The sequence below is a fragment of the Paracoccus sp. (in: a-proteobacteria) genome, from assembly GCF_030538755.1.
In the GTDB taxonomy this organism is placed as follows: domain Bacteria; phylum Pseudomonadota; class Alphaproteobacteria; order Rhodobacterales; family Rhodobacteraceae; genus Paracoccus.
On record NZ_JAUNTJ010000008.1, the window covers coordinates 73,347 to 97,336 of the forward strand.

General features: G+C 64.3%; 21 protein-coding genes. 6 read left to right on the top strand and 15 right to left on the bottom strand.

Annotated elements, in window-relative coordinates:
• Window positions 1-12: 12 nt before the first annotated feature.
• Window positions 13-1,635 (top strand): alpha-glucosidase family protein, encoded by a 1,623-nt coding sequence (locus tag Q4G14_RS06940; protein WP_303361004.1) that lies wholly within the window; start codon window positions 13-15, stop codon window positions 1,633-1,635.
• Here the strand turns inward: Q4G14_RS06940 and Q4G14_RS06945 are convergent.
• The 5 genes from Q4G14_RS06945 to Q4G14_RS06965 form a co-directional block, all read right to left on the bottom strand.
• Window positions 1,608-2,414: a metallophosphoesterase gene (locus Q4G14_RS06945; RefSeq protein WP_303361005.1), complete on the bottom strand. Its 807-nt coding sequence runs from the start codon at window positions 2,412-2,414 to the stop codon at window positions 1,608-1,610. The genes Q4G14_RS06940 and Q4G14_RS06945 overlap by 28 nt on opposite strands.
• Window positions 2,411-3,340 (bottom strand): diacylglycerol kinase family protein, encoded by a 930-nt coding sequence (locus Q4G14_RS06950; protein WP_303361006.1) that lies wholly within the window; start codon window positions 3,338-3,340, stop codon window positions 2,411-2,413. The genes Q4G14_RS06945 and Q4G14_RS06950 overlap by 4 nt, the downstream gene beginning before the upstream one ends.
• A gap of 51 nt (window positions 3,341-3,391) precedes the next feature.
• Complete coding sequence (gene xrtE, locus Q4G14_RS06955) at window positions 3,392-5,029, bottom strand: exosortase E/protease, VPEID-CTERM system (RefSeq protein ID WP_303361007.1); 1,638 nt, start codon at window positions 5,027-5,029, stop codon at window positions 3,392-3,394.
• 74 nt (window positions 5,030-5,103) lie between these two features.
• Window positions 5,104-5,307 carry a hypothetical protein gene (locus Q4G14_RS06960; RefSeq protein WP_303361008.1) on the bottom strand — a complete coding sequence of 68 codons (204 nt, stop codon included), beginning with the start codon at window positions 5,305-5,307 and terminating at the stop codon, window positions 5,104-5,106.
• Window positions 5,308-5,457: 150 nt separating this feature from the next.
• Window positions 5,458-8,631: an SdrD B-like domain-containing protein gene (locus Q4G14_RS06965; protein WP_303361009.1), complete on the bottom strand. Its 3,174-nt coding sequence runs from the start codon at window positions 8,629-8,631 to the stop codon at window positions 5,458-5,460.
• Window positions 8,632-8,928: 297 nt separating this feature from the next.
• On the opposite strand from Q4G14_RS06965, the gene Q4G14_RS06970 reads away from it, so the two are divergent.
• Window positions 8,929-9,165 carry a hypothetical protein gene (locus Q4G14_RS06970; RefSeq protein WP_303361010.1) on the top strand — a complete coding sequence of 79 codons (237 nt, stop codon included), beginning with the start codon at window positions 8,929-8,931 and terminating at the stop codon, window positions 9,163-9,165.
• Window positions 9,166-9,521: 356 nt separating this feature from the next.
• Here Q4G14_RS06970 and Q4G14_RS06975 read toward each other — a convergent pair whose 3' ends face one another.
• Entirely contained in the window at window positions 9,522-10,121 is a 600-nt protein-coding gene (locus Q4G14_RS06975) for a glutathione S-transferase family protein (RefSeq protein ID WP_303361011.1), read from the bottom strand.
• A 63-nt stretch (window positions 10,122-10,184) separates the two neighbouring features.
• Here Q4G14_RS06975 and Q4G14_RS06980 point away from each other — a divergent pair, with 63 nt between their 5' ends.
• Both Q4G14_RS06980 and Q4G14_RS15055 read left to right on the top strand, forming a co-directional pair.
• On the top strand, window positions 10,185-10,685 hold the full coding sequence (locus Q4G14_RS06980; protein ID WP_368661328.1) for a helix-turn-helix transcriptional regulator: 501 nt from the start codon (window positions 10,185-10,187) through the stop codon (window positions 10,683-10,685).
• Entirely contained in the window at window positions 10,643-10,933 is a 291-nt protein-coding gene (locus Q4G14_RS15055) for a helix-turn-helix transcriptional regulator (RefSeq protein ID WP_368661330.1), read from the top strand. The genes Q4G14_RS06980 and Q4G14_RS15055 overlap by 43 nt, the downstream gene beginning before the upstream one ends.
• Here Q4G14_RS15055 and Q4G14_RS06985 read toward each other — a convergent pair.
• The 8 genes from Q4G14_RS06985 to mutM form a co-directional block, all read right to left on the bottom strand.
• Window positions 10,924-11,706, bottom strand: coding sequence for an outer membrane protein (locus tag Q4G14_RS06985; RefSeq protein WP_303361012.1), 783 nt, complete (start codon window positions 11,704-11,706; stop codon window positions 10,924-10,926). The two genes, Q4G14_RS15055 and Q4G14_RS06985, sit on opposite strands and share 10 nt — an antisense overlap.
• Window positions 11,707-11,813: 107 nt before the next feature.
• Complete coding sequence (gene gyrB / locus Q4G14_RS06990; protein ID WP_303361013.1) at window positions 11,814-14,252, bottom strand: DNA topoisomerase (ATP-hydrolyzing) subunit B; 2,439 nt, start codon at window positions 14,250-14,252, stop codon at window positions 11,814-11,816.
• Window positions 14,253-14,386: 134 nt separating this feature from the next.
• The gene (gene recF / locus Q4G14_RS06995; RefSeq protein ID WP_303361014.1) at window positions 14,387-15,454 is read right to left on the bottom strand and encodes a DNA replication/repair protein RecF; all 1,068 of its coding nucleotides are present in this window, start codon (window positions 15,452-15,454) and stop codon (window positions 14,387-14,389) included.
• Window positions 15,451-16,569: a DNA polymerase III subunit beta gene (gene dnaN, locus Q4G14_RS07000; RefSeq protein WP_303361015.1), complete on the bottom strand. Its 1,119-nt coding sequence runs from the start codon at window positions 16,567-16,569 to the stop codon at window positions 15,451-15,453. The genes recF and dnaN overlap by 4 nt, the downstream gene beginning before the upstream one ends.
• 82 nt (window positions 16,570-16,651) lie before the next feature.
• On the bottom strand, window positions 16,652-17,998 hold the full coding sequence (dnaA, locus tag Q4G14_RS07005; RefSeq protein ID WP_303361016.1) for a chromosomal replication initiator protein DnaA: 1,347 nt from the start codon (window positions 17,996-17,998) through the stop codon (window positions 16,652-16,654).
• A 526-nt stretch (window positions 17,999-18,524) separates the two neighbouring features.
• Window positions 18,525-18,794, bottom strand: a complete 270-nt coding sequence (rpsT, locus tag Q4G14_RS07010; RefSeq protein WP_303361017.1) for a 30S ribosomal protein S20 — start codon at window positions 18,792-18,794, stop codon at window positions 18,525-18,527.
• A gap of 152 nt (window positions 18,795-18,946) precedes the next feature.
• Entirely contained in the window at window positions 18,947-19,723 is a 777-nt protein-coding gene (locus Q4G14_RS07015) for an enoyl-CoA hydratase (RefSeq protein ID WP_303361018.1), read from the bottom strand.
• A gap of 88 nt (window positions 19,724-19,811) precedes the next feature.
• Complete coding sequence (mutM, locus tag Q4G14_RS07020; protein WP_303361019.1) at window positions 19,812-20,657, bottom strand: bifunctional DNA-formamidopyrimidine glycosylase/DNA-(apurinic or apyrimidinic site) lyase; 846 nt, start codon at window positions 20,655-20,657, stop codon at window positions 19,812-19,814.
• Between the two features lie 76 nt (window positions 20,658-20,733).
• Here mutM and ubiE point away from each other — a divergent pair, with 76 nt between their 5' ends.
• Complete coding sequence (gene ubiE / locus Q4G14_RS07025; protein ID WP_303361020.1) at window positions 20,734-21,477, top strand: bifunctional demethylmenaquinone methyltransferase/2-methoxy-6-polyprenyl-1,4-benzoquinol methylase UbiE; 744 nt, start codon at window positions 20,734-20,736, stop codon at window positions 21,475-21,477.
• Between the two features lie 3 nt (window positions 21,478-21,480).
• Window positions 21,481-23,013 carry a 2-polyprenylphenol 6-hydroxylase gene (ubiB, locus tag Q4G14_RS07030; protein WP_303361021.1) on the top strand — a complete coding sequence of 511 codons (1,533 nt, stop codon included), beginning with the start codon at window positions 21,481-21,483 and terminating at the stop codon, window positions 23,011-23,013.
• A gap of 305 nt (window positions 23,014-23,318) precedes the next feature.
• Here the strand turns inward: ubiB and Q4G14_RS07035 are convergent, their stop codons facing one another.
• Window positions 23,319-23,987 (bottom strand): flagellar hook capping FlgD N-terminal domain-containing protein, encoded by a 669-nt coding sequence (locus Q4G14_RS07035; protein WP_303361022.1) that lies wholly within the window; start codon window positions 23,985-23,987, stop codon window positions 23,319-23,321.
• Between the last annotated feature and the right edge of the window lie 3 nt (window positions 23,988-23,990).

A 23,990-nucleotide genomic window follows, 5' to 3' on the forward strand; every position in this document is an offset into this window, starting at 1 on the left:
AAGGGGGCAAACATGCGGGAATGGTGGCGTGATGCGGTGATCTATCAGGTCTATCCGCGCAGTTATCAAGATAGTGACGGCGATGGCATCGGCGACTTGCGCGGCATTACGTCGCGGCTGGACCATATCGCCGAACTGGGGGCCGATGCGATCTGGCTGTCGCCGATCTTTACCTCGCCGATGGAGGATATGGGCTATGACGTGTCGAACTATACCGACATCGACCCTCTGTTCGGGACGCTGGCCGATTTCGATGCGCTGATCGCGCGGGCGCATGATCTGGGGCTGAAGGTCATCATCGACCAGGTTATCAGCCACTCCAGCGACCGGCACCCGTGGTTCGACGAAAGCCGCACCAGCCGCGACAACCCCAAGGCCGACTGGTATGTCTGGGCCGATCCCAATCCCGACGGGACGCCGCCCAACAACTGGCTGTCGGTGTTCGGCGGGCCGGGCTGGGAATGGGAACCGCGCCGCCAGCAATATTACATGCACAACTTTCTGATCTCGCAGCCGGATCTGAACATGCACAACCCGGATGTGCAGGATGCGGTGACGGGCGCGATGCGGTTCTGGCTGGATCGCGGCGTGGACGGGTTCCGGCTGGATACGGTGAACTATTACTTCCACGACCGCGATCTGCGCGACAACCCGCCGCGGCAGCGCAAGGATAACAGCCCGATCAACCAGCCGTTCGATTTTCAGGATCACGTCCATTCCAAGAACCAGCCGGAAAACATCGCCTTTCTGGCCCGGCTGCGGGCGCTGACCGACGAATTCGACGGCCGCATGATGGTGGGCGAGGTGGGCGACGCGGGCGACACCGGTATTCGGCTGATGGCGCAATATACGGCGGGCGATCACATGCTGCACATGTGCTATTCGTTTGAAATGCTGGGGCCGGATTTCACCGCCGCGCATTTCCGCCGGGTGATACAGGGGGTGCGCGACGGTGCCCCCGACGGCCATTCCTGCTGGAGCTTTTCCAACCATGATGTGCCCCGCCACGTCAGCCGCTGGGCGCAGCACGGCACATCGCGCGTGGCGCTGGCGCGGCAGAGCGTGGCGATGCTGATGGCCTTTCCGGGCACCATCGGCATCTATCAGGGCGAGGAACTGGGCCAGACCGAAACCGTGATGACCTATGACGAGCTGACCGACGCGCAGGCGCTGCGTTACTGGCCCGAGGTCAAGGGCCGTGACGGTTGCCGCACGCCGATGGTCTGGGATGCAGACCAGCCGAACGCGGGCTTTTCCACCGGCAAGCCGTGGCTGCCGGTCAAACCGCCGCAGGCGGAACAGGCGGTGGCGCAGCAGGGGGATGACGGGGTGCTGGCGGCTTATCGCGATACCATCGCCTTTCGCCGCAGCCAGCCCTGTCTGCGGCAGGGCGACATCGCCTTTATCGACCTGCCCGAACCCGTGCTGGCCTTTCATCGCAGCCTGAACGGCCAGACCGTGACCTGCCTGTTCAACCTGTCGCCCGCGCCGGTCGCGCTGACGGTGGCCGGGACGGCGGTGACGGCCATTGGCCCCGGCCTTGGGTCGGTCAAGGGCGGGCAGATCAGCCTGCCGGGCAGCGGTTTCCTGTTCCTGCAATCACAGGATCAGCCGCCCGAGGTGGCGATGGCCTGAACCCGTCGCCAGACCCCGCCGCTGCGGTCAAAACCTTGGATGACGGTTTCGGTAAACTCGGCCGGGCCGCTCATCGGGCTGATGCGGCGGGTGATGGTCAGGGCGTCGCCATCCAGATCGAGGATGGCAAATTCGTTCTGGCGGTCGCCGGGGCGGTCGCACAGCGCCGTGCCGGCCTGAATTTGCAGCAAGGGCCGCCCCTCAAACGCGGCGGCCTGCCAGATGTGCAGATGCCCGCTGATGACGATCTGCGCCCCCGCCTGCTGCAAGGCGGCCAGGGCTTCGGGCGCGCCGCGGGCCAGTTGCTTGTCCACCTGCGGCAATTGTTCCAGCGGATGGTGCAGCATCACGATATTTGTCAGATCCGGCGACAGTGCCGCCACGGCCCGTTCACGCGCGGCCGTGGTGATCTGCCCGCGCTGCCATGCCAGCGGATCGACCGAGTTGACGCCGATCACCCGCAACCGCCCCGCATCGCGCAGCGGCGACAGATCGCCCCCCATATAGCGCCGCCAGTTGCGATAGGGCCGCGCCAGCCGTGAAAGCAGCCGATACAGCGGCACATCATGGTTGCCCGCCACGACGACCAGAGGCGCGGCCAGCCCGTCCAGAAAGCGGCGGGCCTGCTCAAATTGCGCGCTGCGGCCGCGATGGGTCACATCGCCCGCCACCACGATCAGATCGGGCCGCGCATCGTTCACCTGCGCCAGCAGCGCCGGAACAAGGGCGGCGCGGTGCATCCCGAAATGCAGATCCGACAGCAAGACCAGACGTGTCATGCCTGATCCTGTGACGCGGCGGGCAGCAGGACGGTCAGCGCGTTGCGGTGGACTTGCAGGCGGAACGGGCCGTCCATGCGGCTCTTTTCGCCGTCATGCGCCACCAGTTGCCGCGCGGGCCGGGTTTCGATGGTGATCTGATCCGTCACGATCAGGTCAAAGTCGCTGCCCCGCGCCGAGCGCCCAAAGGCCAGCCGCAGCGCCGCACCGATCAGCGGCCATGGGCGGCTGGCGTGGGCGATCATCAGCGCGAACTTGCCCGCCTCGATCGCCTCTTTGCCGTCCAGATCGAACTGCTCCATTTGCAGGCGGTTGTTGGCGACAAAGGCCAGTGCGGTGGTAAAGACACGCTCGCCCACGGTCAGCCGCATCGGACGGCGCAGGTTGCGCAGCGCCACGATGACCGACCAATAGGCGGCAATGCGGCTGCGGCCCCAGCGGCGATAAATATCCTCGCGCTGTTTCAGAATGTCGGGATAGGCGCCAAAGCTGACGTTGTTCAGAAACACCTGCCCGTTGATCGTGCCGACATGGATGCGGCCCGTCCGCCCGCCCAGCAGCGTTTCCAGCGCCTGTTCCGGCGTTTCGCCCACCCCCAGATCGCGGGCGAAATAGTTGAACGTGCCGCCGGGGATCACCCCCATCACCACGTCGCTGCCCGTCAGCGCGCCCGCGATGGCGGATTGCGTGCCGTCGCCGCCCACCGCGACGATCAGCGAAAACCCGTCGCTGACCGCCTGCCGCGCCAGTCGCGGCAGGTCATCGCCGCGCGCGGTGCGGATCAGCGAAAATTCGGCTGCGCGCGGGGCCAGTTCGCGTTCCAGCAAGATGGCGATGTCGTCGCCGGATTGCTTGCCGGACCCCGCGTTCAGGATCACGCAGACCCGCGCGCGGGACAGGTCGAACGGGGTGGTCGGATCGGGCATGGATCACCAGAGGCTAGGGCGGGGGCACAACAGTCGCCCCCTGCCAACACCTCAGATGATCGCAAGGTTCCCGGTGATGGCCGCAACGGCAAAGACGATCAGGTTGGCCACCGCATGGGCCAGGATCGCATCCGAAATCCGCCCGCTGCGCCGCGTGACCCAGGAAAAGGCCAGGCCGGCGATCAGCGCCTCGACCCAGCGATCATGCAGGGCGGCGAACAGAGCGGCGGTTATCAGCGCCGCCACCAGCACCCGCCACAGCGGCGCGGGCTGATCTGGCGCGCTGCCCCGGATGCGGCTTTCCAGATAATCGCGGAAGAACAGCTCTTCGACCAGAGGGACCAGCAGCACGGTGCCGATGCCCCGGAACAGATACCACAGCACCAAGGCCCCGCCGGTCAGCGCGCCATAGGGCGCCACCTCGGCCGGTTCGACCGGGACCATCACCCAGCCGATGCCAACCGCCGCCCCCACGGCCAGTGCCAAGGGCGAGATGCGCCAGTCAAGGCTGCGGATGAACGGCCAGAACAGCGCCACGGCAGCGGCCAGCAACAGCACGCGCGCCGGATAGAACATGGCGGGCGATTGCGTGATGGCGGGTACGACAACGGCGGTCAGCATGAACACCGCAAAGGGCAGGATGCGCGCCGCCTGCGGGTCGTGGCGCAGGGGCGGCGGGGCGACGAATTGCCGGGGGGCGGCATCCGCCGTGACGGTTCCGTAATCCTTGCGCAGCCACGGGATATTGCGGGCGACGCCGATAATCCCCAGTGCAATCAGGGTGAACATGATCCAGCCGGCATGGCTGTGAAAGCCGCCTGCGGCCAGTTCGGGCTGCCCCTCCAGCCCGATCATCATCAGCACGGCGATCCGCACCACGTTCAGAATGGCGCTGGCCAGAATACCCAGCGGATACAGGATCAACGCATGGGGAAAGCGGATTTCGGCGCGAAACAGCCACAGGTAAAGCGTGACGAACAGCGTGACCAGCGCGATACCCTCGACCCCGGAACAGACCGGCGCGATCGAGATGGCAAAGTTTTCGCCCCACAGGATTTTGGTTTCCGGTTCCGGCGTGATCGGATAGCCAAAGCCGCCGACGATGGCCACCACCGCGCGGAAGGTGATGTCGGCCACCGTGTCCAGATGCCAGATCGGTTGCAGCTTCATCGCCAGCGGCGGCGTCAGCATACCGGCGATGGCCGCCACCGGCAGGGCGGGGCCTGCCGCGCGCAAAAAGCGGCCCCAGCGGGCGGCGGGGGCCAGATACAGCGCCAGCCCGGCCAGCATCAGCGCCATGCCGCCGACCCAGAAGGCGAATGAGGGCAGCACCATCGACCGCGCCTCGGCGGTTTCGCGCAGGAACAGCACCGGCACAAAGGTCAGCGCAAAGCCAAGGGCGTTCAGCGCCAGCGGCCGCAGATCGCGGCCCGTATCCGACAGCAGATCGGCAAACAGGTTGCGCCGCAGCAGCGCAAACAGGCCAATCGCGGCGGCGGCGCAGTAAATGCCCGCCAGTGCCCGGCTGGCCCCGCCACAGGCCGCAGCAGGCCAGTAATCAAGACAGTAAAAATTGATGCCATGTTTGAACACCAGCCCGATGGCCAGCAGTTGCATGGCCAGCAGCGCGGCGGCAAAGATCAGCGGCCGGATGCGGGGGCGCGGATTGGTCTGTGCGGTCGCAAACATGGTAAACCCTTCCTCTTTATGGCGGCAGGCCCGCCTTGCGGGCGGACCTGCCAATGTTTCAGACCTCAATGAGATCAGGCCGCGCGGCGGCGGCGTTCCCAGGTCAGCAGCACGACGGCGGCCAGAGCGGCGATTGCCGCAGTGCCTTCCAGCGCGCTGATTTCCGGCACCAGCGTCGGGTCGCAGCCCGGACCAGTGCAGCCACCGGCCGCCTGAGCGGTCGAGGCGATCATCGAGGAGAGAGCGGCGGCAACGCCACCAAATGCGAACTTCTTCATGCTACATAGCTCCGTAACAACGAACGAGCGTCCAGGAGACCCGTTCACACACGACACAGGATCACCGGGTGGTGATCCAGATCCCGGTCCATGGACAACCGGGATTGCAACGCGGGGCCAGACAGGCCCGGCCCCGCGCTTTAGCCTGGATCAGCACAGGCAATCCAGTGCCAGATCATTCCAATTTACACCGATAATGAACGGTTGTTCGTGGTCGCCGTTCTGGCCGGTCGGCTCAAGGATCAGGCCGATGATGTCGCCCTCGCCCGCTTCAAAGCCGTTACCCTGCGCCATGGCCATGTCGTAGATTTCCTGCGCATTGGCCGTGGTGCCGTAGTTATAGTCATCCTGCACGAACACGATACCGTCGGTCAGACCCCAGATGGCGCCCTGAATTTCGGCTTCGGTGTAGGTGCCACCTTCGCCGTTGTCCATCGAGCCAAAGTCCTGATTCAGGATCCAGTTCACCTTGTCCAGGTTCTGCGGCAGCGGGATTTGCGTGCTGCTGGGAACCGAGTCGGCGTCGGCCAGATAGATATTGACCGGCAGGTTGGTGCTCAGCGGCAGGTTGTCATAGGCGGACACGCAATAGGCGATGTCGAAGGTCTTGCCGTCCAGACGATCGTCGCCGGTGCCCGTCACCGTGGCGGTGTAGAAAGAGCCGTCGGACGAACGATCCAGCGTCACACGCAGCACGCCGCTGTCGGGCAGGCTGGCCGCGATGCTTTCCAGCGTGTTGGTCACGCCGCACCACTTCATGTTGACCGCCGCGCTGGCGGTGCCGCCCATGCCGTCGCTGATGGAATAACCATAGTTGACGGTGGTGCTGGTGCCGACGATCTGATCTTCGTAGCTGGTGCCCGAGGCGTCGAACACAAGCTGGCCGCTGGTCAGGGTGACGCGGACGCCATCCGACAGGGTCAGCGTCTGGCCATCGGCAATCGCCCGGCCCGCCACATGGGTGATGCTCAGCGCATCGCCGTCTGCGTCGGTGTCATTGGCCAGCACGTCCACGGTCACGGGTTTGTCGGCGCAGGTGTGGGCGCTGTCGTTGTTCGCAACCGGGGCACGGTTGTCGAGGACCAGACCGGCATCGACAGTCAGGTTGGCTTCACCGACCGCCAGCGAGATGGTGCCGGTGCGGCCGGTGGCCTGTGCGGCGTCGCTGTCGATGGCGTCGTCGCTGCCAGCATTCGCGGTGGTAAAGCTGTAACCATCGGGGCGGGCAAAGCCGACCTGATAATCGCCAGCCTGCAAGCCGGTGAACAGGTATTTGCCGTTCGCGTCGGTGGTGGTGGTCGCCACCACGGCGCCGGTCGCGGCGTTATACAGGGTCACGGTCACGCCGGCGCGGCCGGTGTCGCCATTGTCCTGAATGCCGTTGCGGTTGCTGTCCACCCAGACGTAATCGCCCAGCGAAGCGGTGCCCGGATCCTTGTAACCGGCGTCCACGTCCTTGACGTTCTGGCCGATATTCACCGTATAGCTGCCGGTCTGGCCCGTCGAGGGGTTGGCGTCGCTGTCGATGGTGTCGTTGTTGCCGACATTCGCGTCGGTCAGCACGCGGCCATCCGCATCGGTCGGGAAGACAACGGTATAGCTGCCCGCGTCCAGACCGTCGAACTTGTAGGAACCATCGGCGCCGGTCACGGTCACGGCAACGACATTGCCGTTGGCGTCCAGCAGTTGCACGGTCTGGCCGGGGATGCCGGGTTCGTTGTTGTCCAGCCCGTCCTTGTTCTGGTCAAGGAACGCACGGCCTTCCAGCGAGGCGGTGCCGGGGTCTTTCAGACCGGCATCGACATCGCTGGTGGTTTCGCCCGCGACGACGGCATAGGCACCGGTGCGGCCGGTCGAGACATTGGCATCGCTGTCGATGGTGTCGTCATTGCCGACGTTCTGCTGGGTCAGCACACGACCGTTGACCGAGGTCGGGAACACAACGGTATAGTTGCCCGGCTGAAGGTTGCTGAACAGATAGGAACCATCGGCGGCGGTGGTGGTGGTGCCGACCACGTTGCCGTTGGCGTCCAGCAGTTGCACGGTCACGCCCTGCACGCCGGGTTCGCTGTTGTCCAGCCCGTCCTTGTTCTGGTCGATGAACACACGGCCTTCCAGTGCGCCGACGCTGGGACCGCTGGGGCACAGGGTCAGCTTGTCGATCTTGGCATATTCGCAATATTTGCCTTCGGCGCTCAGCTTGATGACATCGCCGGGTTTCAGGTCGAGGTTCTCGATCGTCACCTCGTTCCAGCGGTTGTTGTCTTTGTTCAGGCTGACCGTCTGGACCAGCTTGTTGTTGACATAAACCCGGATCGACCCGCTGCCCGCCGTATCGGTATAGCGCAGGGTCATGTCGAATTCGCCCGCCGGACCCTTGTAGGTCGTATAGGCATAGCCGCTGTAACCGGTCAGGCCGATGACCTTGCCTTCCGACGCGCCCGAGGTGGTGCCGACGCGCATGTTGCACAGCTGCATGGATTCAGCTTCGATGACCTGACAGGCGGGGGTGCCTTCGTCCACGTCCTTGACGCAAACGCTCAGCTCTTTGTTGGCGACGCCGCCCTTGCCGTCGTCCACGGCCACGATCACCTTATAGGTGTTGGTGCCGGCCTTGGAACCGGGGGTTTCGTAATCGGGGGCCTTTACAAAGCTCAGCTCGCCGGTTTTGGCGTCGATGGTGAACGAACCGGCATCGGTGCCGCCCACGATCTTGAACGTCAGCGAGTCGCCGTCCGCGTCGGTGGCGTTCAGCTTGATGACCAGCTTGTTGTTTTCGTCAACGCAGAACACGCCGTCCTTGGGGACGTTGGTAAAGGTCGGCGGGGTGTTCGGCGGGGCCGAGGAACCGGCGCCCAGGCAGTTGTAGTTGATCCACGAACCCGAAACCGCGCAGGTCTGCACGACGGACAGGCTGACACCGGCCGGAGGGGTGGCGCCATAGAAGGTGAAATAGCCGTTGCCCGCACCGGGGGAATCATGGCCTTCGACGATGATGTCGATCAGGTAATAGGACTTGCCGTCCGAACCTTTCAGCACATGGTATTTGTCAGCATACATCTTGCAGCCGGTGCCGGTGCCGTTGAGGGTGGCGTCCTGACCCGAACGGTCGCTGGACTGGGTGCGGCCGGTCCACCAGTTCTTGGAACCGCCGCTCAGCGCGCCGTCATCGTCCTTGGTGGACATGGTGACGGTGGGCGCTTTCGGCATCACGAAGGTGTCGCCCCGGCCAAAATCCGATCCGTTCTTGCCGTTGGCCAGCAGATCGGCTTCGGTGAAAGCCGTCCATGTATAGGTTTTTGTGGTGCTATAGTAATACGTCACTGTTGTCCCTCCTGAGTGCCGGACTGCCTGTTGACATAAGGCAAAAGTAAACCACCCCACCGGAACGACCGGCGAGCAATATAAACTACAGAAGAAGCGGGCCATCACCGGGCTGCCGCGCCCCGCAATACGGGGTGCGGCAGAACCTTTTGTCTGATCCCTGTTCCACCGAGGACAACCTAACGCAACGGCAGTTAAAGTTCATGTGAAAATTTAATAATTTCGGTTCAGTTTTCTCTGTTTCTGGCGGGCATCCTGCTGACACTGCATAAAGTCCGCACATTTCCACAACTTGGGATGGTAAATTGGCTTAATATTTTTTGTCCGCAGGCGCCGATCCGCCGAGACGGCTTGCGTCAGGTGATTCGCGCTGCCTGTGGCGGGTGTCTGGCGGGCCTCGAATTTTTCAAAGCGGTTCAGTTTTCAGATAAAATTATGCAATTTCAGATGGATGTATGGCATTGCCATTCGGGTGTCCGTCGTGGTGCGATGGCGGCTTGCGGTAGCTTTGCACCATTCCTGCCGCGTAACTGAACGATTCGTCGGAAATATGCCTCGGCGGCGTTTCGCTTATCGCCGGGTGCTTTATTACCGCACGCGCTGTTTTTGAAAATCAGTTTAGTTTTTCAGTCTTGCCGCGATCTGTTGCGATCTGTGCATTTCGCGCTGCGGTAAATATCGGAGGGCCTATATCATAAAGAACTGAGCCGCTGCCGTGCGGTTATTGCGTTCCGCGATGCACGCCGCGCCGGGTCGGGCGCGGCGGTGCTGGGGCAGGGCACAACTGCAAGCGGTGTGTGGCGCGGTTGCCCGGTGGTCGGAAAGTGGCAAAAGCGACCCTGACCATAGCCAGTTCACAGTGTCAGGTGCGACCTGTCCAAAGACAGGTTTTATGCCTGGCTCCCTTCGGTTGTATGCAGCAGGCGCGCGGCATCGCGATCCTGACAGCGGGCAACCCAGTTCCTGACCGCTGGCGTCGTGGGCATCTGATCGCCAACCCATGCGAACGGCCCCACGCACAGCAGATCGGCCGCGCTGCAATCATCACCCAGCAGATAGGGCTGCTGCGTCAGCACTTCGTCCAGCCGGGCAAGGGCGGTGTCGTAATCGCGCAGGCTGGCGGTAATGGTGGGGTGGTTGATCCCGGCCCACATCAGGATCGCGACGGGTTCGAAAACCCCCTGATACCAGATCAGCCACGGCAGATAGGCGCCGCGCTGCGGGTGCCCGACCGGACGCCCCAGCGGGCTGTCAAAGCGGTCGGTCAGATACAGGATGATCGCCGCCCGTTCACGCAGATGGTCGGTGCCGTCGGTCAGATAGGGCACCTTGCCTTCAGGATGCGGGTTGGCGGGGTCGCGCTGGCCCGAGCCATCCTGCCGGGAAATCGTGACCTGCTCGATCCGCACCTGATCGGTAACGGCCATTTCATGCAGCAATTGCACGACCGAGGTCGAGCGGCTGGCGGGGGCGTGATACAGGGTCAGCATGTCTTGCTCCTTCCGATGTGATGGGCATGATCTAGGCCATGGCTCCTGACAGAAGGTGACAGCATGGCCCGATCCGACCGGCTGCTGCGGCTGATCGACCGTTTGCGCTGCTTGCCCGCGCCGGTCACGGCGGCGCGGCTGGCCGAGGAAACCGGGGTCTCTCTGCGGCAATTGTATCGCGACATTGCCACTTTGCGTGCGGGTGGTGCGCTGATCGACGGCGAAGCGGGCGTTGGCTATACCCTGACCGAAGATCCCGCGCTGCCGCCGCAATCCTTTTCGCGGCTGGAAATCGAGGCGCTGCGTCTGGCGGTCGAGGCGCTGCCCGCCATCGGTGACGCCGATCTGACCCAAGCCGCCCGTGATGCCCTGTCCCGCATGATCGCGACCTTGCCTGAACGGCAGGCGCAGCAGGCGATGCACGCGATCATGAAAACCTTTGTCCCGACGCCCATGCGTGACCCGCCGCAGGTGCCGCTGGCCCTGATCCGGCAGGGTGCTGGGATGAACAGGCGCTGTCGATCCGCTATTGCGATGCGCAGGGGGCGCAGACGCAGCGGGTGATCTGGCCGCTGGCGCTGTCCTATTCCGACCGGGCGCTGATGCTGCTGGCGCATTGCCGGTTGCGGGATGATTTCCGCACCTTTCACGTCAACCGCATCAATGGCGCCAGCCTGACCGGCGACAGTTTCCGCCCCCGGCGGGTGGCCCTGCTGCGCGACTATATCACCGCCCGGCGCGCCATGAAAAAGCCGGGGCGCGCAGATGGCGGCCCCGGCCCGGTTTCGTGCAACCACTCAGATCAGAACTGATAGTTCAGACCGATTTTGATCAGGTGGTGTTCCGGCGTTGCGACGGTCTGCACGCCCGAATCGCTGCCTTCGCTGGCCGGGAAGAATACGTCGGTCTTGCCGAAGTTGTAATAGTTCCATTCGCCGAACACCGACAGGCGGTCGTTGATCTTGCGTTCGACACCGGCACCCAGAACATAGCGGGTGGCGTCGTAATCAACCGATTGCGCGCCCGCGCCGGTGCCTTGGGTATAGGTGAAATCGCCATAGGCGACACCGGCCAGACCGTAAACCAGCGTCTGTTCGTTCATCAGCGTGCCGCCTTTGAACTTGAGCGAGATGATGTGGTTCACTTCGGACTTGCCGCCATCGGTGAAGGTGCTGCCACCTGCGACGGCTTCGTAATCGTCCTCAACCTTGCCGAAATCGACGCTCAGTTCCGGGCCGAAAACGAAGTTGTTGCGCTGCCAGCGATAGCCAAGCGCCAGCGATGCCGCCGGACCTTTGACATCGAGGCTGTGGCCCGAGGGCGTCACGGAACCGGCAGCCACACCGCCAGCGACGTTTTCAATACCCACACGATCATCGCCGTTGAACGCATAACCCAGGGCACCGCCGACATAGGCACCGGCCCACAGCGGCGCGGCCACCTGTTCGGACGGGGCGATGACGATCGGTGCTTCGACCACGGGCGGGGTATAGCCGCCAGCCAGCGCGGCGGCGGGCAGGGCAACGGTAACAAGGGCGGCAAGGCGCAGATTGCGGATCATCACAGGCTCCATCAGCGGGATCATACGAATTTCCTCTGCCTTAGCCGCCGGTGGGCGGTTGCGCAAACATCCCGTTGCCGCACCTGCCAAAAAGAACAGGCGCGCGGCATGAAAAGCACATAATGACTGGATCAGATGTCCAGGTTTTCGACAGACAGCGCGTTTTGCTGGATAAATTCGCGCCGCGGTTCGACGACATCGCCCATCAGCTTGCTGAACAGGTCTTCGGCCTCGGCGACGTCCTCGACCTTGACTTGCAGCATGGTGCGCGCCACCGGGTCCAGCGTGGTTTCCCAAAGCTGGCCGGGGTTCATTTCGCCCAACCCCTTGTAGCGTTGCAGCGACAGACCCTTTTCGCCTTCCAGGAAGATCGCCTGCAACAGACCCAGCGGGCCAAAGATGGCGACGTCGCGATCCTTGCGGACCAGCCGGGCGGGCTGGCCATAGACTTCCTGCATCGGCGCGGTCAGATCGGCCAGACGGCGGCTTTCGGCGCTGCGCAGCATCTGGCCATCCAGATTGCGCGTTTCCTCGACCCCGCGCAGAAAACGCGACAGGCGGATGCCGGCGTCCTGCGTCGGGCGTCCGGTCCAGCCGCGTTCGTATTCTTCGGCCACCAGATCCAGCCGCGCGGCGATGGCATCGGCCACGCCCTGCGCATCGGCGTCAATCCGGCCCGGCACCAGCGCCCCGGCGATGGCGGCCTGTTCGGTGATATGCGGCGGATAATGCGTCGGATAGGCGCGCAGCAGGCGGCGGGCCATGCGCGCCTCGTCCACGACACGGGCCAGATCGGCACCGGAAATTTCCTCGCCCGAGCCAAGCCGCAGAATCGCGCCGTCGATTCCCTGCTGGATCAGGTAATCATCCAGCGCGGCCTCGTTCTTCAGGTAAACCTCGGACCGGCCGCGCCCGACCTTATACAGCGGCGGCTGCGCGATATACAGGTGCCCGGCCTCGATCAGTTCCGGCATCTGGCGGAAGAAGAAGGTCAGCAGCAGCGTGCGGATATGCGCGCCATCCACATCGGCATCGGTCATGATGACGATCTTGTGGTAGCGCAGCTTGTCCAGATTGAATTCGTCCCGGCCAATGCCGGTGCCAAGCGCGGTAATCAGCGTGCCGATCTGGTCGGAGGACAGCATCCGGTCGAACCGCGCCCGTTCCACGTTCAGGATTTTCCCGCGCAGCGGCAGCACGGCCTGATTTTTCCGGTCGCGGCCCTGTTTGGCCGAACCACCGGCCGAGTCACCCTCGACGATGAACAGTTCGGCCAGCGAGGGGTCTTTTTCCTGACAATCGGCCAGCTTGCCGGGCAGGCTGGCGACATCCATCGCGGTCTTGCGCCGGGTCAACTCGCGCGCCTTGCGCGCCGCCTCGCGCGCCAATGCGGCTTCGACGATCTTGCCGACGATGGCCTTGGCCGGGCCGGGGTTTTCCTCGAACCATTCGGCCAGCTTTTCGCCGGTCAGGTTTTCCACCGCCGGACGCACCTCGGACGAGACCAGCTTGTCCTTGGTCTGGCTGGAAAATTTAGGGTCGGGAACCTTGACCGACAGCACGCAGGTCAGCCCCTCGCGCGCGTCATCGCCGGTGAAATCGACCTTTTCCTTTTTGGCGATGCCGCTGGACTGGGCATAGTTGTTGATGACACGGGTCAGCGCGGCGCGGAATCCGGCCAGATGGGTGCCACCGTCACGCTGCGGGATGTTGTTGGTAAAGGGCAGCACGGTTTCGTGGTAGCTGTCGTTCCACCACATCGCCACCTCGACCCCGATGCCGCCGCGTTCGCCGGAAATGAAGATCGGGTCATCCAGAACCGGGGTCTTGCTGCGGTCGAGGAATTTCACGAATTCACGCACCCCGCCTTCGTAGAACAGCTCGCTGCGCAGCATTTCGGCGTGGCGTTCATCCTCTAATATGATGCGGACGCCGCTGTTCAGAAAGGCCAGTTCGCGCAGGCGGTTTTCCAGCGTCTTGAAGCTGTAATCGAGGTTGGAAAAGGTGCCATCGCCGCCATCCGCCTTGGATGAGGCCAGAAAGCGCACCTCGGTGCCCTTTTCGCCGGGGGCGGCATCGCCGACCACGCGCAGATGTTCGACCGTCTCGCCATGGGCGAATTTGGCGTAATGTTCCTTGCCGTTGCGCCAGACGCGCAGTTCCAGCCAGTCGGACAGCGCGTTCACCACCGACACGCCGACGCCGTGCAGACCGCCCGACACCTTGTAGCTGTTGGAATCGAATTTCCCGCCAGCGTGAAGCTGGGTCATGATGACTTCGGCGGCGGAAACGCCCTCGGTCGGGTGCATATCGACCGGGATGCCGCGCCCGTTGTCGCGGACCGAGACGCTGGAATCGGCGTGGATTTTGACGTGAACATAGTCGGCATGACCGGCCAGCGCCTCGTCAATGCCGTTGTCCACGACCTCATAAACCATGTGATGCAGGCCCGAGCCGTCATCGGTGTCGCCGATATACATGCCAGGCCGCTTGCGGACAGCCTCTAACCCCTTGAGGACTTTGATGGAATCGGCGCCGTATTCGGTGGGCTGAGGGGCGGCTTCGGTCATGCGTTTCTTATCCTGCCTTAGACCCGCATCTTATAGGGGCAAGGCGGGGGAATGTCACGGGAAAGCCACAAGATTTTGCGGTTTGCGCGGGAACTGGCCCTGCGGCCGGGCGCGCATGTCGGGGGATACGGCGGTCATGGGGCGATCCTCGATGTGCCATCGGTTTTGACCACCGCCAGATCCTCGCCGTTCAGCGTGTCGAACAGTTCGGGGCCGGTGCCGGTCAGCACGGATTGAGCGGGCAGGGCGGTGATTTCCGCATAGAGCAGCGCGCGGCGGGCGGCATCCAGATGGGCGGCCACCTCGTCCAGCAACAGCAGCACCGGCTGATCGGCCAGGGCGCGGGCATTGGCCAGGATCAGCGACAGCAGCAGCGCCTTTTGCTCCCCGGTCGAGGACAGTGCGGCGGGCATATCCTGCGGCCCCCAATGCGCCCCCAGATCGGCGCGGTGCGGACCGGTCAGGCTGCGGCCCGCGGCCAGATCGCGGGGGCGGGTGGCGGCCAGACGCGCGGCGATGCTGGCCGGATCGGGGTCGTCGGCAAACCCCTCGCCCGGCAGCAGGGTCAGGCGCGCGGCGGGAAAGGCATCGCCGCCCTGCGCCTGCGCAGCGGCGATCCGGTTCAGCGCAGCGGTGCGGTTGGCGGTGATCTGCGCCCCGGCCTCGGCCATCTGCGATTCCAGCGCGCGATACCAATGCGGATCGCCGACCTGATCGCGCAGCAGGCGGTTGCGTTCGCGCATCGCCTTGTCATAGGCCAGCGCGGCCTCGGCATGAGCGGGCGCAAAGCTGAGCGTCACGCGATCCAGAAAGCGCCGCCGCGTTTCCGGCGTGTCGGTCCACAGCCGGTCCATCGCCGGGGTCAGCCAGATGACGCGGATCAGCGCCCCCAGCCGGACCTGCGGCGCGGGTTTGTCGTCGATGATGACGTGGCGGCCCTGATCTGGCGGCGCGCCGGTTTCCACCGCGTGATCCCCGATCTGCGCCCGGATGCGCCAGCCCGCCGCCGCGCCCTGTCGCGCCTGTTCGGGCGCGGGCACGCCGCGCAAGCCGCGACCGGGGGCCAGCATCGACAGCGCCTCAAGGATGTTGGTTTTGCCTGATCCGTTCGGCCCATGCAGCGCCACGGGCCGCCCGCCAAGCTCCAGCGTCAGGCGCGGCCATGACCGGAACTGGGCAAGGCTAAGCGTCGAAAGGATCACACCCGCATCGGCATGACGACGTAAACCGCGCTGGTGTCGCCACCCTCGCGGATCAGGGCGGCATCGCCGGAGCCGTTGAACAGGAACACGGCGTTATCGTGATCCACCTGCGCGGCGATTTCTTGCAGATATTTGGCGTTAAAGCCGATTTCCAGCGGATCATCGGCATAGGCGACGATCAGTTCTTCGTCGGCGGCACCCGAATCGGGGGCGTTGACCGACAGCACCAGCCGGTCCTGATCCAGCGCCAGCTTGACCGCGCGCGACCGTTCCGACGACACGGTGGCCACCCGGTCCACGGCGCGGGCGAAATCATTGGCGTCCACCTCTAGTTTGCGGGTGTTGCCGGTGGGGATGACGCGCGAATAATCGGGGAAGGTGCCGTCGATGACCTTGGAGGTCAGGGTCAGCGTCGGCGTGGCAAAGCGCACCTTGGTTTCGCTGACAGACACGGCGATGGCGGCTTCGTCGTCATCCAGCAGCTTGCGCAATTCGTTCACCGTCTTGCGCGGCACGATCACGCCCGGCATATCCGCCGCCCCTTCGGGCAAGGGCGCATCCACGCGCGCCAGCCGGTGCCCGTCGGTCGCCACGCAGCGCAGAACCGGCGCGCCATCCGCCTGCGTCACATGCAGATAAACGCCGTTCAGATAATAGCGGGTTTCCTCGGTCGAGATGGCGAATTTCGACTTGTCGAACAGTCGCCGCAGAATCGGGGCCGGGGCGCTGAAATTGGCGCTGTATTCGGAATTGGCCATGACCGGGAAATCTTCGCGCGGCAGCGTCGCAAGGCTGAAATTCGAGCGCCCGGCCTGCACGTTCAGCCGCCCGGCAGCGGCATCGACGCTGATATTGACCAGCGCGCCATCAGGCAGCTTGCGGGCGATTTCGTTCAGCAAGGCGGCGCTGACCGTGGTGCCGCCGGGGCGTTCGACCTGCGCGGGGGCGCGGTCCACCACCTCGGTGTCCAGATCGGTGGCGCGCAGGCTGACGCCATCGGGCGTCGCTTCGATCAGGATATTGGCCAGAATCGGGATGGTGTTGCGCCGTTCGACAACGGATTGCGCCTGATTGACCGCCTTGACCAGCACTGCGCGTTCGATGGAAAACTTCATCGCCTTTCCCCGTCCCTATGTGTGGACTGCGTTTTAGCTGCCCGGCGGGCCGGTCACAAGGATTTCATCGCACTGGCGTCGCTTATACCTCAAGCAGGCGTTTCAGCATGTCGATATCTTCGGCCAGACCCTGATCCTGATGGGTCAGTTCCTCGATCTTGCGGACGCCGTGCATGATCGTGGTGTGGTCGCGGCCCCCGAATCGGCGGCCGATTTCGGGCAGGCTGCGGCTGGTCAGTTGCTTGGCCAGATACATCGCCACCTGACGCGGGCGGGCAACGGTGCGCACCCGTTTCGGGCCGATCATATCGGCCAGCCGGATGTTGTAATGTTCCGCCACCTTGCGCTGAATTTCCTCGATCGAGAGCTTGCGGTCGCTGGCGCGCAGGATGTCGGCCAGACAGTCCTGCGTCAGATCCAGCGTGATTTCGCGGCCCACAAGGCTGGCAAAGGCGAACAGCCGCTGCATCGCGCCTTCCAGAACACGCACGTTCGAGGTGATGCGATGGGCCAGAAACTCCAGCACGCCCGGCGCGATTTGCAGGCCGGGATATTGCGCGCGGAACGCCTCGGTCTTGGATTGCAGGATGCCAAGGCGCAATTCATAGGTGGTGGGGTGCAAATCCACGATCAGGCCGCAAGACAGGCGTGATTTGATCCGTTCTTCCAGCCCCTTGATTTCGCCCGGCGCGCGGTCGGCGGAAATGACGATCTGCTTGCCCTGATCGACCAGAGCATTGAATGTGTGGAAAAATTCCTCTTGTGTGGAATCCTTGCCGGCGATGAACTGGACGTCATCGACCATCAGCATATCGACGGCGCGGAACATTTCCTTGAAATCCATGATGTTGCGTTCGCGCAAAGCCTGAACGAAACGATACATGAACTGTTCGGCCGACAGATACAGCACGCGGGCGGCGGGTTTGTTGCGCTGATATTCATGGGCGATGGCGTGCATCAGGTGGGTCTTGCCCAGACCGACGCCGCCATAAAGAAACAGCGGGTTAAAGCTGACCGGCCCGCCCTCGGCCACGCGGCGGGCGGCGGCATGGGCCAGCTCGTTCGGTTTGCCCACAACGAAATTGTCAAAGACGAAACGCGCATCCAGCGGTGCGCCCAGATCGACCGGCGCGGCGGGGGCCGGGGCAGGGGCGGCGGCGCGCGGTTGCGCGGGCTTGGCCGGGGCGGGCGTTGCGGTGACAGCGATGCGCAGCCGGTCCGCCGCTGCGCCGCTGCGCATCAGTTCATCCAGAATCTGCTGGGCGAAATGGCGGTTCACCCAATCCGACAGAAAGCGGGTGGGCGCGGCAAATTCCGCCACACCGGCGTCGATGCCCGTCAGGCGCAGCGGTTTGATCCAGTGGTTGAAGTTGTTCGCCCCAACGCTTTTTTCCAGCCCTGCGCAGGCCCGCCCCCAAAGATCGTCCATCGTCTTGCCCGTCCGTTGTCCCCGATTGCCCGCAGGTTGATCCTGCCGGGCCGATTGCACCAGCCTTGGGGCTAACAGTAGGGCAACGCGCATCCCTGCGGCGGAATCGCCGCAGCCATGGCCACACAGCCGTCTTGTTTCTTCAGACACGAGCCTGCGCTGGCCGGTGGCAGCCGACGGTTGCAGACCCAAAGGCTGGACGGCGTAACCGCCCTTGGCCCGGCTTGGCTGTCCGGTTGTGCAACCGGATTCGCTTGCCTGTCCCCCAGGTGCGAGGTGAATCGCCCGGTTAAACTAGCAACCTCGTGCATGGCCCCGCAACCGAACTCTGCGCTTGACAGCGTGGATCGCCGGGCGAATCTGCGATCCCTCTGATCGGCAACGGAATTTCGTCCAAACTGCTGCAAACGCAAAGAAAAAGGCGTGAGCGGCGAATCGCCCCAAATGCAAAAGGCGCGCCGGGCAGGGCGCGCCAATCAGCCATCCGGCTGGGAACGGGCAGGCGATTGCCCGCCGTAAAACAGGCTTATGCCTTGGCCAGCGCCTTGACCCGCGACGACAGCCGCGAGATTTTCCGCGAAGCGGTGTTCTTGTGGTAAACGCCTTTGCTGACGCCGCGCATCAGTTCGGGCTGGGCCGCTTGCAGCGCCTCGCGTGCGGCGTCGGCATTGCCGCTGGCCAGAGCTTCTTCGACTTTGCGCAGGAAGGTGCGGATGCGCGAACGGCGGGCTTTGTTCACTTCGGTGCGGCGCTCGGTCTGGCGGGCGCGTTTTTTCGACTGGGGCGTATTGGCCATGGGTCTTGTCCTATCGGGTCAGTTGCATTTCGGTTGCGCAAAAGACCCAAGGCACCGTTCCTGTCAGGAACAGCCATGATTCTTGCCAAAGCGGGCCCACACGCATGTAAGCCCGCGCCATTACAGCAATGGCGCGGGAAAGGAAACCCCTGTCAGCGGTCGCGGAACTGCGCCTCGCGCTTTTCCAGAAAGGCGGCCATGCCCTCTTTCTGGTCTTCGGTGGCGAACAGCGCGTGAAAGATGCGGCGTTCGAACAGCAGACCCTCGCGCAGCGTGGTTTCATAGCTGCGGTTGACCGCCTCTTTGACGACCTTCACCGCGATCTGCGATTTCGCGGCGATCTTGGCGGCGGCGGCCATGGCCTCGGGGATCAGCTTGGCAGCGGGCACCACGCGGCTGACAAGGCCGGAACGCTCGGCCTCGGCTGCGTCCATAAAGCGGCCGGTCAGGTTCATGTCCATCGACTTGGACTTGCCCACGAAACGGGTCAGCCGCTGGGTGCCGCCGATACCGGCAACGACGCCCAGATTGATTTCGGGCTGGCCGAACTTGGCGGTGTCGGCGGCGATGATGAAATCGCAGGCCATGGCCAGTTCGCAGCCGCCACCAAGGGCATAGCCGCTGACGGCGGCGATGATCGGCTTGCGCACCCGCTGAATGGCGTCGGTCGGCCCGCTGAACAGATCCGAGGTGAACACATCGACAAAGGACTTTTCCGACATTTCCCTGATGTCGGCCCCGGCGGCGAACGCCTTTTCGCTGCCGGTCAGCACGATGCAGCGCACCTTGTCGTTGTGGTCGGCCTCGGTCAGCGCCTGCGCCAATTCGCCCAGCAACTTGCCGTTCAGCGCATTCAAAGCTTCGGGACGGTTCAGGCGGATCAGCGCCACGTCATCCTCGATTTCCACGATGATCGTCTCATAGGCCATCGGTCATCTTCCTTTCGGCAAAACCTTTGCCCTGTCCTATCAGCCCCGGTGCCGCCTGACCAGCGCCGCCCGGCCTTTTGCGCGCAGCCTAGCCCTGACAGACCGGGCAATAAAAGCTGGAGCGCCCCGACTGCACGATCCGCGCAATGGTGCCGGAACAGCCGGGGGTCGGGCAGGGCGCGCCCTCGCGGCCATAGACGCGGAAGCTGTGCTGGAAATAGCCCAGCTCGCCGCTGGCCTGCCGGTGATCGCGCAGCGACGATCCGCCTGCGGCGATCGCCTCGGTCAGCACATCGCGGATATGGCCGTGCAGGCTGGCCAGGTCCGCACCCCCGATCTGCCCGGCGGCACGGCGCGGATCAAGACCCGCGCGGTGCAGCGCCTCGGACACATAGATATTGCCCAGCCCCGCCACGATCCGCTGATCCAGCAGCGCCTGTTTCACCGGCGCGCGCCGCCCGGCAAAGGCTGCGGTCAGCGTGGCAGGGGTGAAATCCTCGCCCAAAGGTTCGGGGCCAAGATGCGCCAGCAGCGGATGTTCGACACCCTCGCGGACCAGATCGACCATACCAAAGCGCCGCGCATCGTTCAGCGTGACCGTGGCCCCGGCCTCGGTGTGTATGACAAAATGATCGTGCCGGGGCAGAACTGCCGGGTCGCGGTGAAATTCGCCCATGCCTGCGCCCTGAACCAGCATCCGCCCCGACATGCCCAGATGGATCAGCAGGCTGCCCCGGTCTTGCAGATCGGCCAGCAGATATTTCGACCGCCGCCGCAGCGCGGTGATATGCGCGCCGGTCAGCACCTGCACCAGATCGGGCGGCAGGGGCCAGCGCAGATCGGGGCGGCGGACCTCGACCCGCGCGATGCGCGCGCCCTCCAGATGCGGCAGCAGGCCGCAGCGGACGGTTTCGACCTCGGGCAGTTCTGGCAATCCGGTTCCTTTCGTTCCATTGTGCAGGATGCAGGCTGGCCTTATCTGGGCCGCGACACAAGGAACGGCAAGGCAGATGACGCGCAAAACCACCCATTTCGGTTTCCAGACCGTGGACGAGGATGCCAAGGCTGGCATGGTTCACGGGGTTTTTTCGCGCGTGGCGTCGAAATACGACATCATGAACGACCTGATGAGCGTGGGCATCCACCGGGTCTGGAAAACCGCGATGATGGACTGGCTGACCCCGCGCAACGGCCAGCATCTGCTGGATGTGGCGGGCGGCACCGGCGACATCGCCTTTCGCTTTCTGGAACGCGCGCCGGGGGCCAGCGTCACCGTCTGCGACCTGACCGAATCCATGCTGATCGAGGGCCGGGGCCGGGCCGAGGCGGCGCGTCTGGGCGACCGGCTGAACTGGGTGGTCGGCGACGCCATGGCGCTGCCGTTCGGCGACAACAGCTTTGACCGCTATACGATCAGCTTTGGCATCCGCAACGTCACCCGTATCCCCGACGCGCTGGCCGAGGCTTACCGGGTTCTGAAGCCGGGCGGCCGCCTGCTGGTGCTGGAGTTTTCGCAAATTCCGGTGCCGGCGCTGCAATGGGCCTATGACCGCTATTCCTTCAATGTGATTCCGGCGATGGGGCAGGCGGTGGCGGGGGATCGCGACAGCTATCAATATCTGGTCGAATCCATCCGCCGCTTTCCCGATCAGGACAGCTTCGCCGACATGATTTCGGCGGCGGGCTTTGGCCGGGTGCAATACCGCAACCTGTCCATGGGCATCGCCGCGCTGCATTCCGGCTGGAAGCTGTAAGCCATGCGCGGCCCGCACAACATCCTGCGCCTGATCCGCACCGGCGCCACGTTCGAGCGGACGGGCGCGATGACTGTCGCACTGGATGCGGTCGAGGCCCCGGCCCGGCTGCGCATCGCCCTGCGCGCGCTGGTCTGGCCGTTCCGCTGGATGGGCTATGCCGGAGACCCGGCGCTGCCGCCGCTGACACGCGCGATCACCGCGCTTGGCCCGGCCTATATCAAGTTCGGCCAGATCCTTTCGACCCGCGCCGATGTGGTGGGCGTCGAACTGTCGGGCCAGTTGCGGATGCTGCAAGACCGGCTGCCGCCCTTTCCGACCGATGTGGCGCAGGAAATCGTCGCGACCGAGCTGCGCGCCCCCGTCGATACCCTGTTTTCCGAGTTTTCCGAACCTGTCGCGGCGGCCTCTATCGCGCAGGTTCACCGCGCGCGCCGCGCCGATACCGGGGCAGAAGTCGCGGTCAAGGTGGTGCGCCCCGGCATCGAGGCCGCCTTTCGCCGCGACATCGACGCCTTTCACTTTGCCGCCGGTTTTCTGGAAAAGCTGCTGCCCCAGACCCGCCGCCTGCGCCCGCGCGATGTGGTCAGCCATTTCGAATCGGTGGTGCTGGGTGAACTGGACCTGCGGCTCGAGGCGGCATCGGCATCCGAATTTACCGAAAACACCAAGGATGACGCCGGCATCCAGACCCCGGCCCCGCATTGGGAACTGTCGGGCCGCCGTGCGCTGACCGCCGACTGGGCAGATGGCCTGCCGATGGGCGACCCCACCGCCTTGGCGGCGGCGGGGCACGATCTGCATCAACTGGCCACGCGCATCCTGCAACTGTTTCTTGGCCATGCGCTGCGCGACGGGTTTTTCCACGCCGACATGCATCACGGCAACCTCAAGGTTGCGGCCAATGGCGACGTCATCATCTATGATTTCGGCATCATGGGCGAGATCGACGAATACACCCGCCGCGTCTATGCCGAGATTCTGATGGGCTTTATCCGCCGCGATTACCGCCGCGTCGCCCGCGTCCATTTCGAGGCAGGCTACGTTCCGCGCGATCGTGACGAAGCCGCCTTTGCCCGCGCGCTGCGCGCCGTGGGCGAGCCGATCTTTGGCGCTGATGCCAGCCGGATTTCGATGGCGAATCTGCTGGCCTATCTGTTCGAAGTGACGGAACGCTTTGGCATGGCGACCCGCACCGAACTGATCCTGTTGCAGCGCACCATGGTCGTGGTGGAAGGCGTCGCCCGCTCGCTGGACCCGAATATCAACATGTGGCAGGCCGCCCGCCCGGTGGTCGAGGCCTATATCCGCGACAATCTTGGCCCCAAGGCCGCAGTGCGGGACGGGGTGCGCATGGTGCAGACGCTGGGCCGTTACAGCCCGCTGTTGCCCGCGATTCTGGACGATGCCCTGTGGGAACGCGCCAATCGCGCCAAAGTTACGCCCGCCCCGTCCCGCAAGGCCCGCTGGCAATGGCCGGCCCTGGGTGCGGCGCTGTTGGCCGTGGGGGTGATGCTGGGGGCGGCATTGGGCTGACCCTTTGACGGGGCCAATGTGCGACGCGCCGGTGTCACGGGCTGTCATCGCCACGGCACCCAGGCCGCCCATGTCAAGCAAGGCGCGCAGAGGGCGTTTCGTCGGTGCAGGCAGGGCTGCCAACCGCCATGGCCAAGTTAGGGTGGCGATCAACAGGCGCAGCATATGATCCCCTTCCGTCGGCACGTCTGACCGGGTTCAAAGCCAATGCCCCCCGCTGCGGGGGGCGCGGGCGGATCGCCCACGATATTCTGCCCTGCAACTGTGCAATTCATAGCGTCAGAACCCAAGCCTTGCCGGTTAGGTCAGCCCGGTTCGCGAATCGCGTCCACCTCATCCGTCATGGCGGTTGCGCCTCCGGTCAGGACCAGCTTGACCCCTTGCGCTGTGGTTTCCGCCCCTGTCACGCGGCTATAGGCACCCACATCCGATTCGGCGATCATTTCGCCATTCAGATAGCTTTCGATGCGGAAGGCATAGCTGCCATCGGCCAGCTTGCTGCCCATGGCGTCGCGGCCAAACCAGTCCACCTGACCCGCACCAGTGCCGATTTCTTCGCGGCTCAATTCGCGTCCATGGGCGTTCTGCGTGACCAGAATCACGCTGTCGGCACGCGAATCGGGCTTGATGTCCAGCGTGATCGCATCGGACCCGAACCAGACCGGCGCGGTCGTGCGCACCTCTTTGCCCAGATATTGCGACAGTTGCGTCAAACCACCGCCGCCCAGTTGATCCGCGATCTGGGTCAGCAGCTTGTTCGACTGCGCCTGCTGTTCCACGCCCGAGAATGTCGCCAGTTGCACGGCGAATTCCGACCCCTCCATCGGGTTCATCGGGTCCTGATTTTTCAACTGGGTCGTCAGCATCCGCAGAAAGGTTTCGAAATCGGCATTGCCCAGCGGCGATTCGGATTTCTTGGTCTGAGTGCTGGTCGTCGCGGTGGCCGCAGTTGCGGCGGTGATCGAGGTGGTCACGTC

What these genes read in the sequence shown, in the direction of transcription:
- Q4G14_RS07015 (WP_303361018.1), bottom strand. Translation starts at nt 19,723, where the DNA reads ATGGCCTATGAGACGATCATCGTGGAAATCGAGGATGACGTGGCGCTG.
- Q4G14_RS06975 (WP_303361011.1), bottom strand. Translation starts at nt 10,121, where the DNA reads ATGCTGACCCTGTATCACGCCCCCGCCAGCCGCTCGACCTCGGTCGTG.
- Q4G14_RS06970 (WP_303361010.1), top strand. Translation starts at nt 8,929, where the DNA reads ATGGTAAATTGGCTTAATATTTTTTGTCCGCAGGCGCCGATCCGCCGA.
- xrtE (WP_303361007.1), bottom strand. Translation starts at nt 5,029, where the DNA reads ATGTTTGCGACCGCACAGACCAATCCGCGCCCCCGCATCCGGCCGCTG.
- dnaN (WP_303361015.1), bottom strand. Translation starts at nt 16,569, where the DNA reads ATGAAGTTTTCCATCGAACGCGCAGTGCTGGTCAAGGCGGTCAATCAG.
- Q4G14_RS06960 (WP_303361008.1), bottom strand. Translation starts at nt 5,307, where the DNA reads ATGAAGAAGTTCGCATTTGGTGGCGTTGCCGCCGCTCTCTCCTCGATG.
- ubiB (WP_303361021.1), top strand. Translation starts at nt 21,481, where the DNA reads ATGCGCGGCCCGCACAACATCCTGCGCCTGATCCGCACCGGCGCCACG.
- Q4G14_RS06950 (WP_303361006.1), bottom strand. Translation starts at nt 3,340, where the DNA reads ATGCCCGATCCGACCACCCCGTTCGACCTGTCCCGCGCGCGGGTCTGC.
- Q4G14_RS06940 (WP_303361004.1), top strand. Translation starts at nt 13, where the DNA reads ATGCGGGAATGGTGGCGTGATGCGGTGATCTATCAGGTCTATCCGCGC.
- gyrB (WP_303361013.1), bottom strand. Translation starts at nt 14,252, where the DNA reads ATGACCGAAGCCGCCCCTCAGCCCACCGAATACGGCGCCGATTCCATC.
- Q4G14_RS06980 (WP_368661328.1), top strand. Translation starts at nt 10,185, where the DNA reads ATGGCCCGATCCGACCGGCTGCTGCGGCTGATCGACCGTTTGCGCTGC.
- Q4G14_RS06985 (WP_303361012.1), bottom strand. Translation starts at nt 11,706, where the DNA reads ATGATCCCGCTGATGGAGCCTGTGATGATCCGCAATCTGCGCCTTGCC.
- ubiE (WP_303361020.1), top strand. Translation starts at nt 20,734, where the DNA reads ATGACGCGCAAAACCACCCATTTCGGTTTCCAGACCGTGGACGAGGAT.
- Q4G14_RS06945 (WP_303361005.1), bottom strand. Translation starts at nt 2,414, where the DNA reads ATGACACGTCTGGTCTTGCTGTCGGATCTGCATTTCGGGATGCACCGC.
- rpsT (WP_303361017.1), bottom strand. Translation starts at nt 18,794, where the DNA reads ATGGCCAATACGCCCCAGTCGAAAAAACGCGCCCGCCAGACCGAGCGC.
- dnaA (WP_303361016.1), bottom strand. Translation starts at nt 17,998, where the DNA reads ATGGACGATCTTTGGGGGCGGGCCTGCGCAGGGCTGGAAAAAAGCGTT.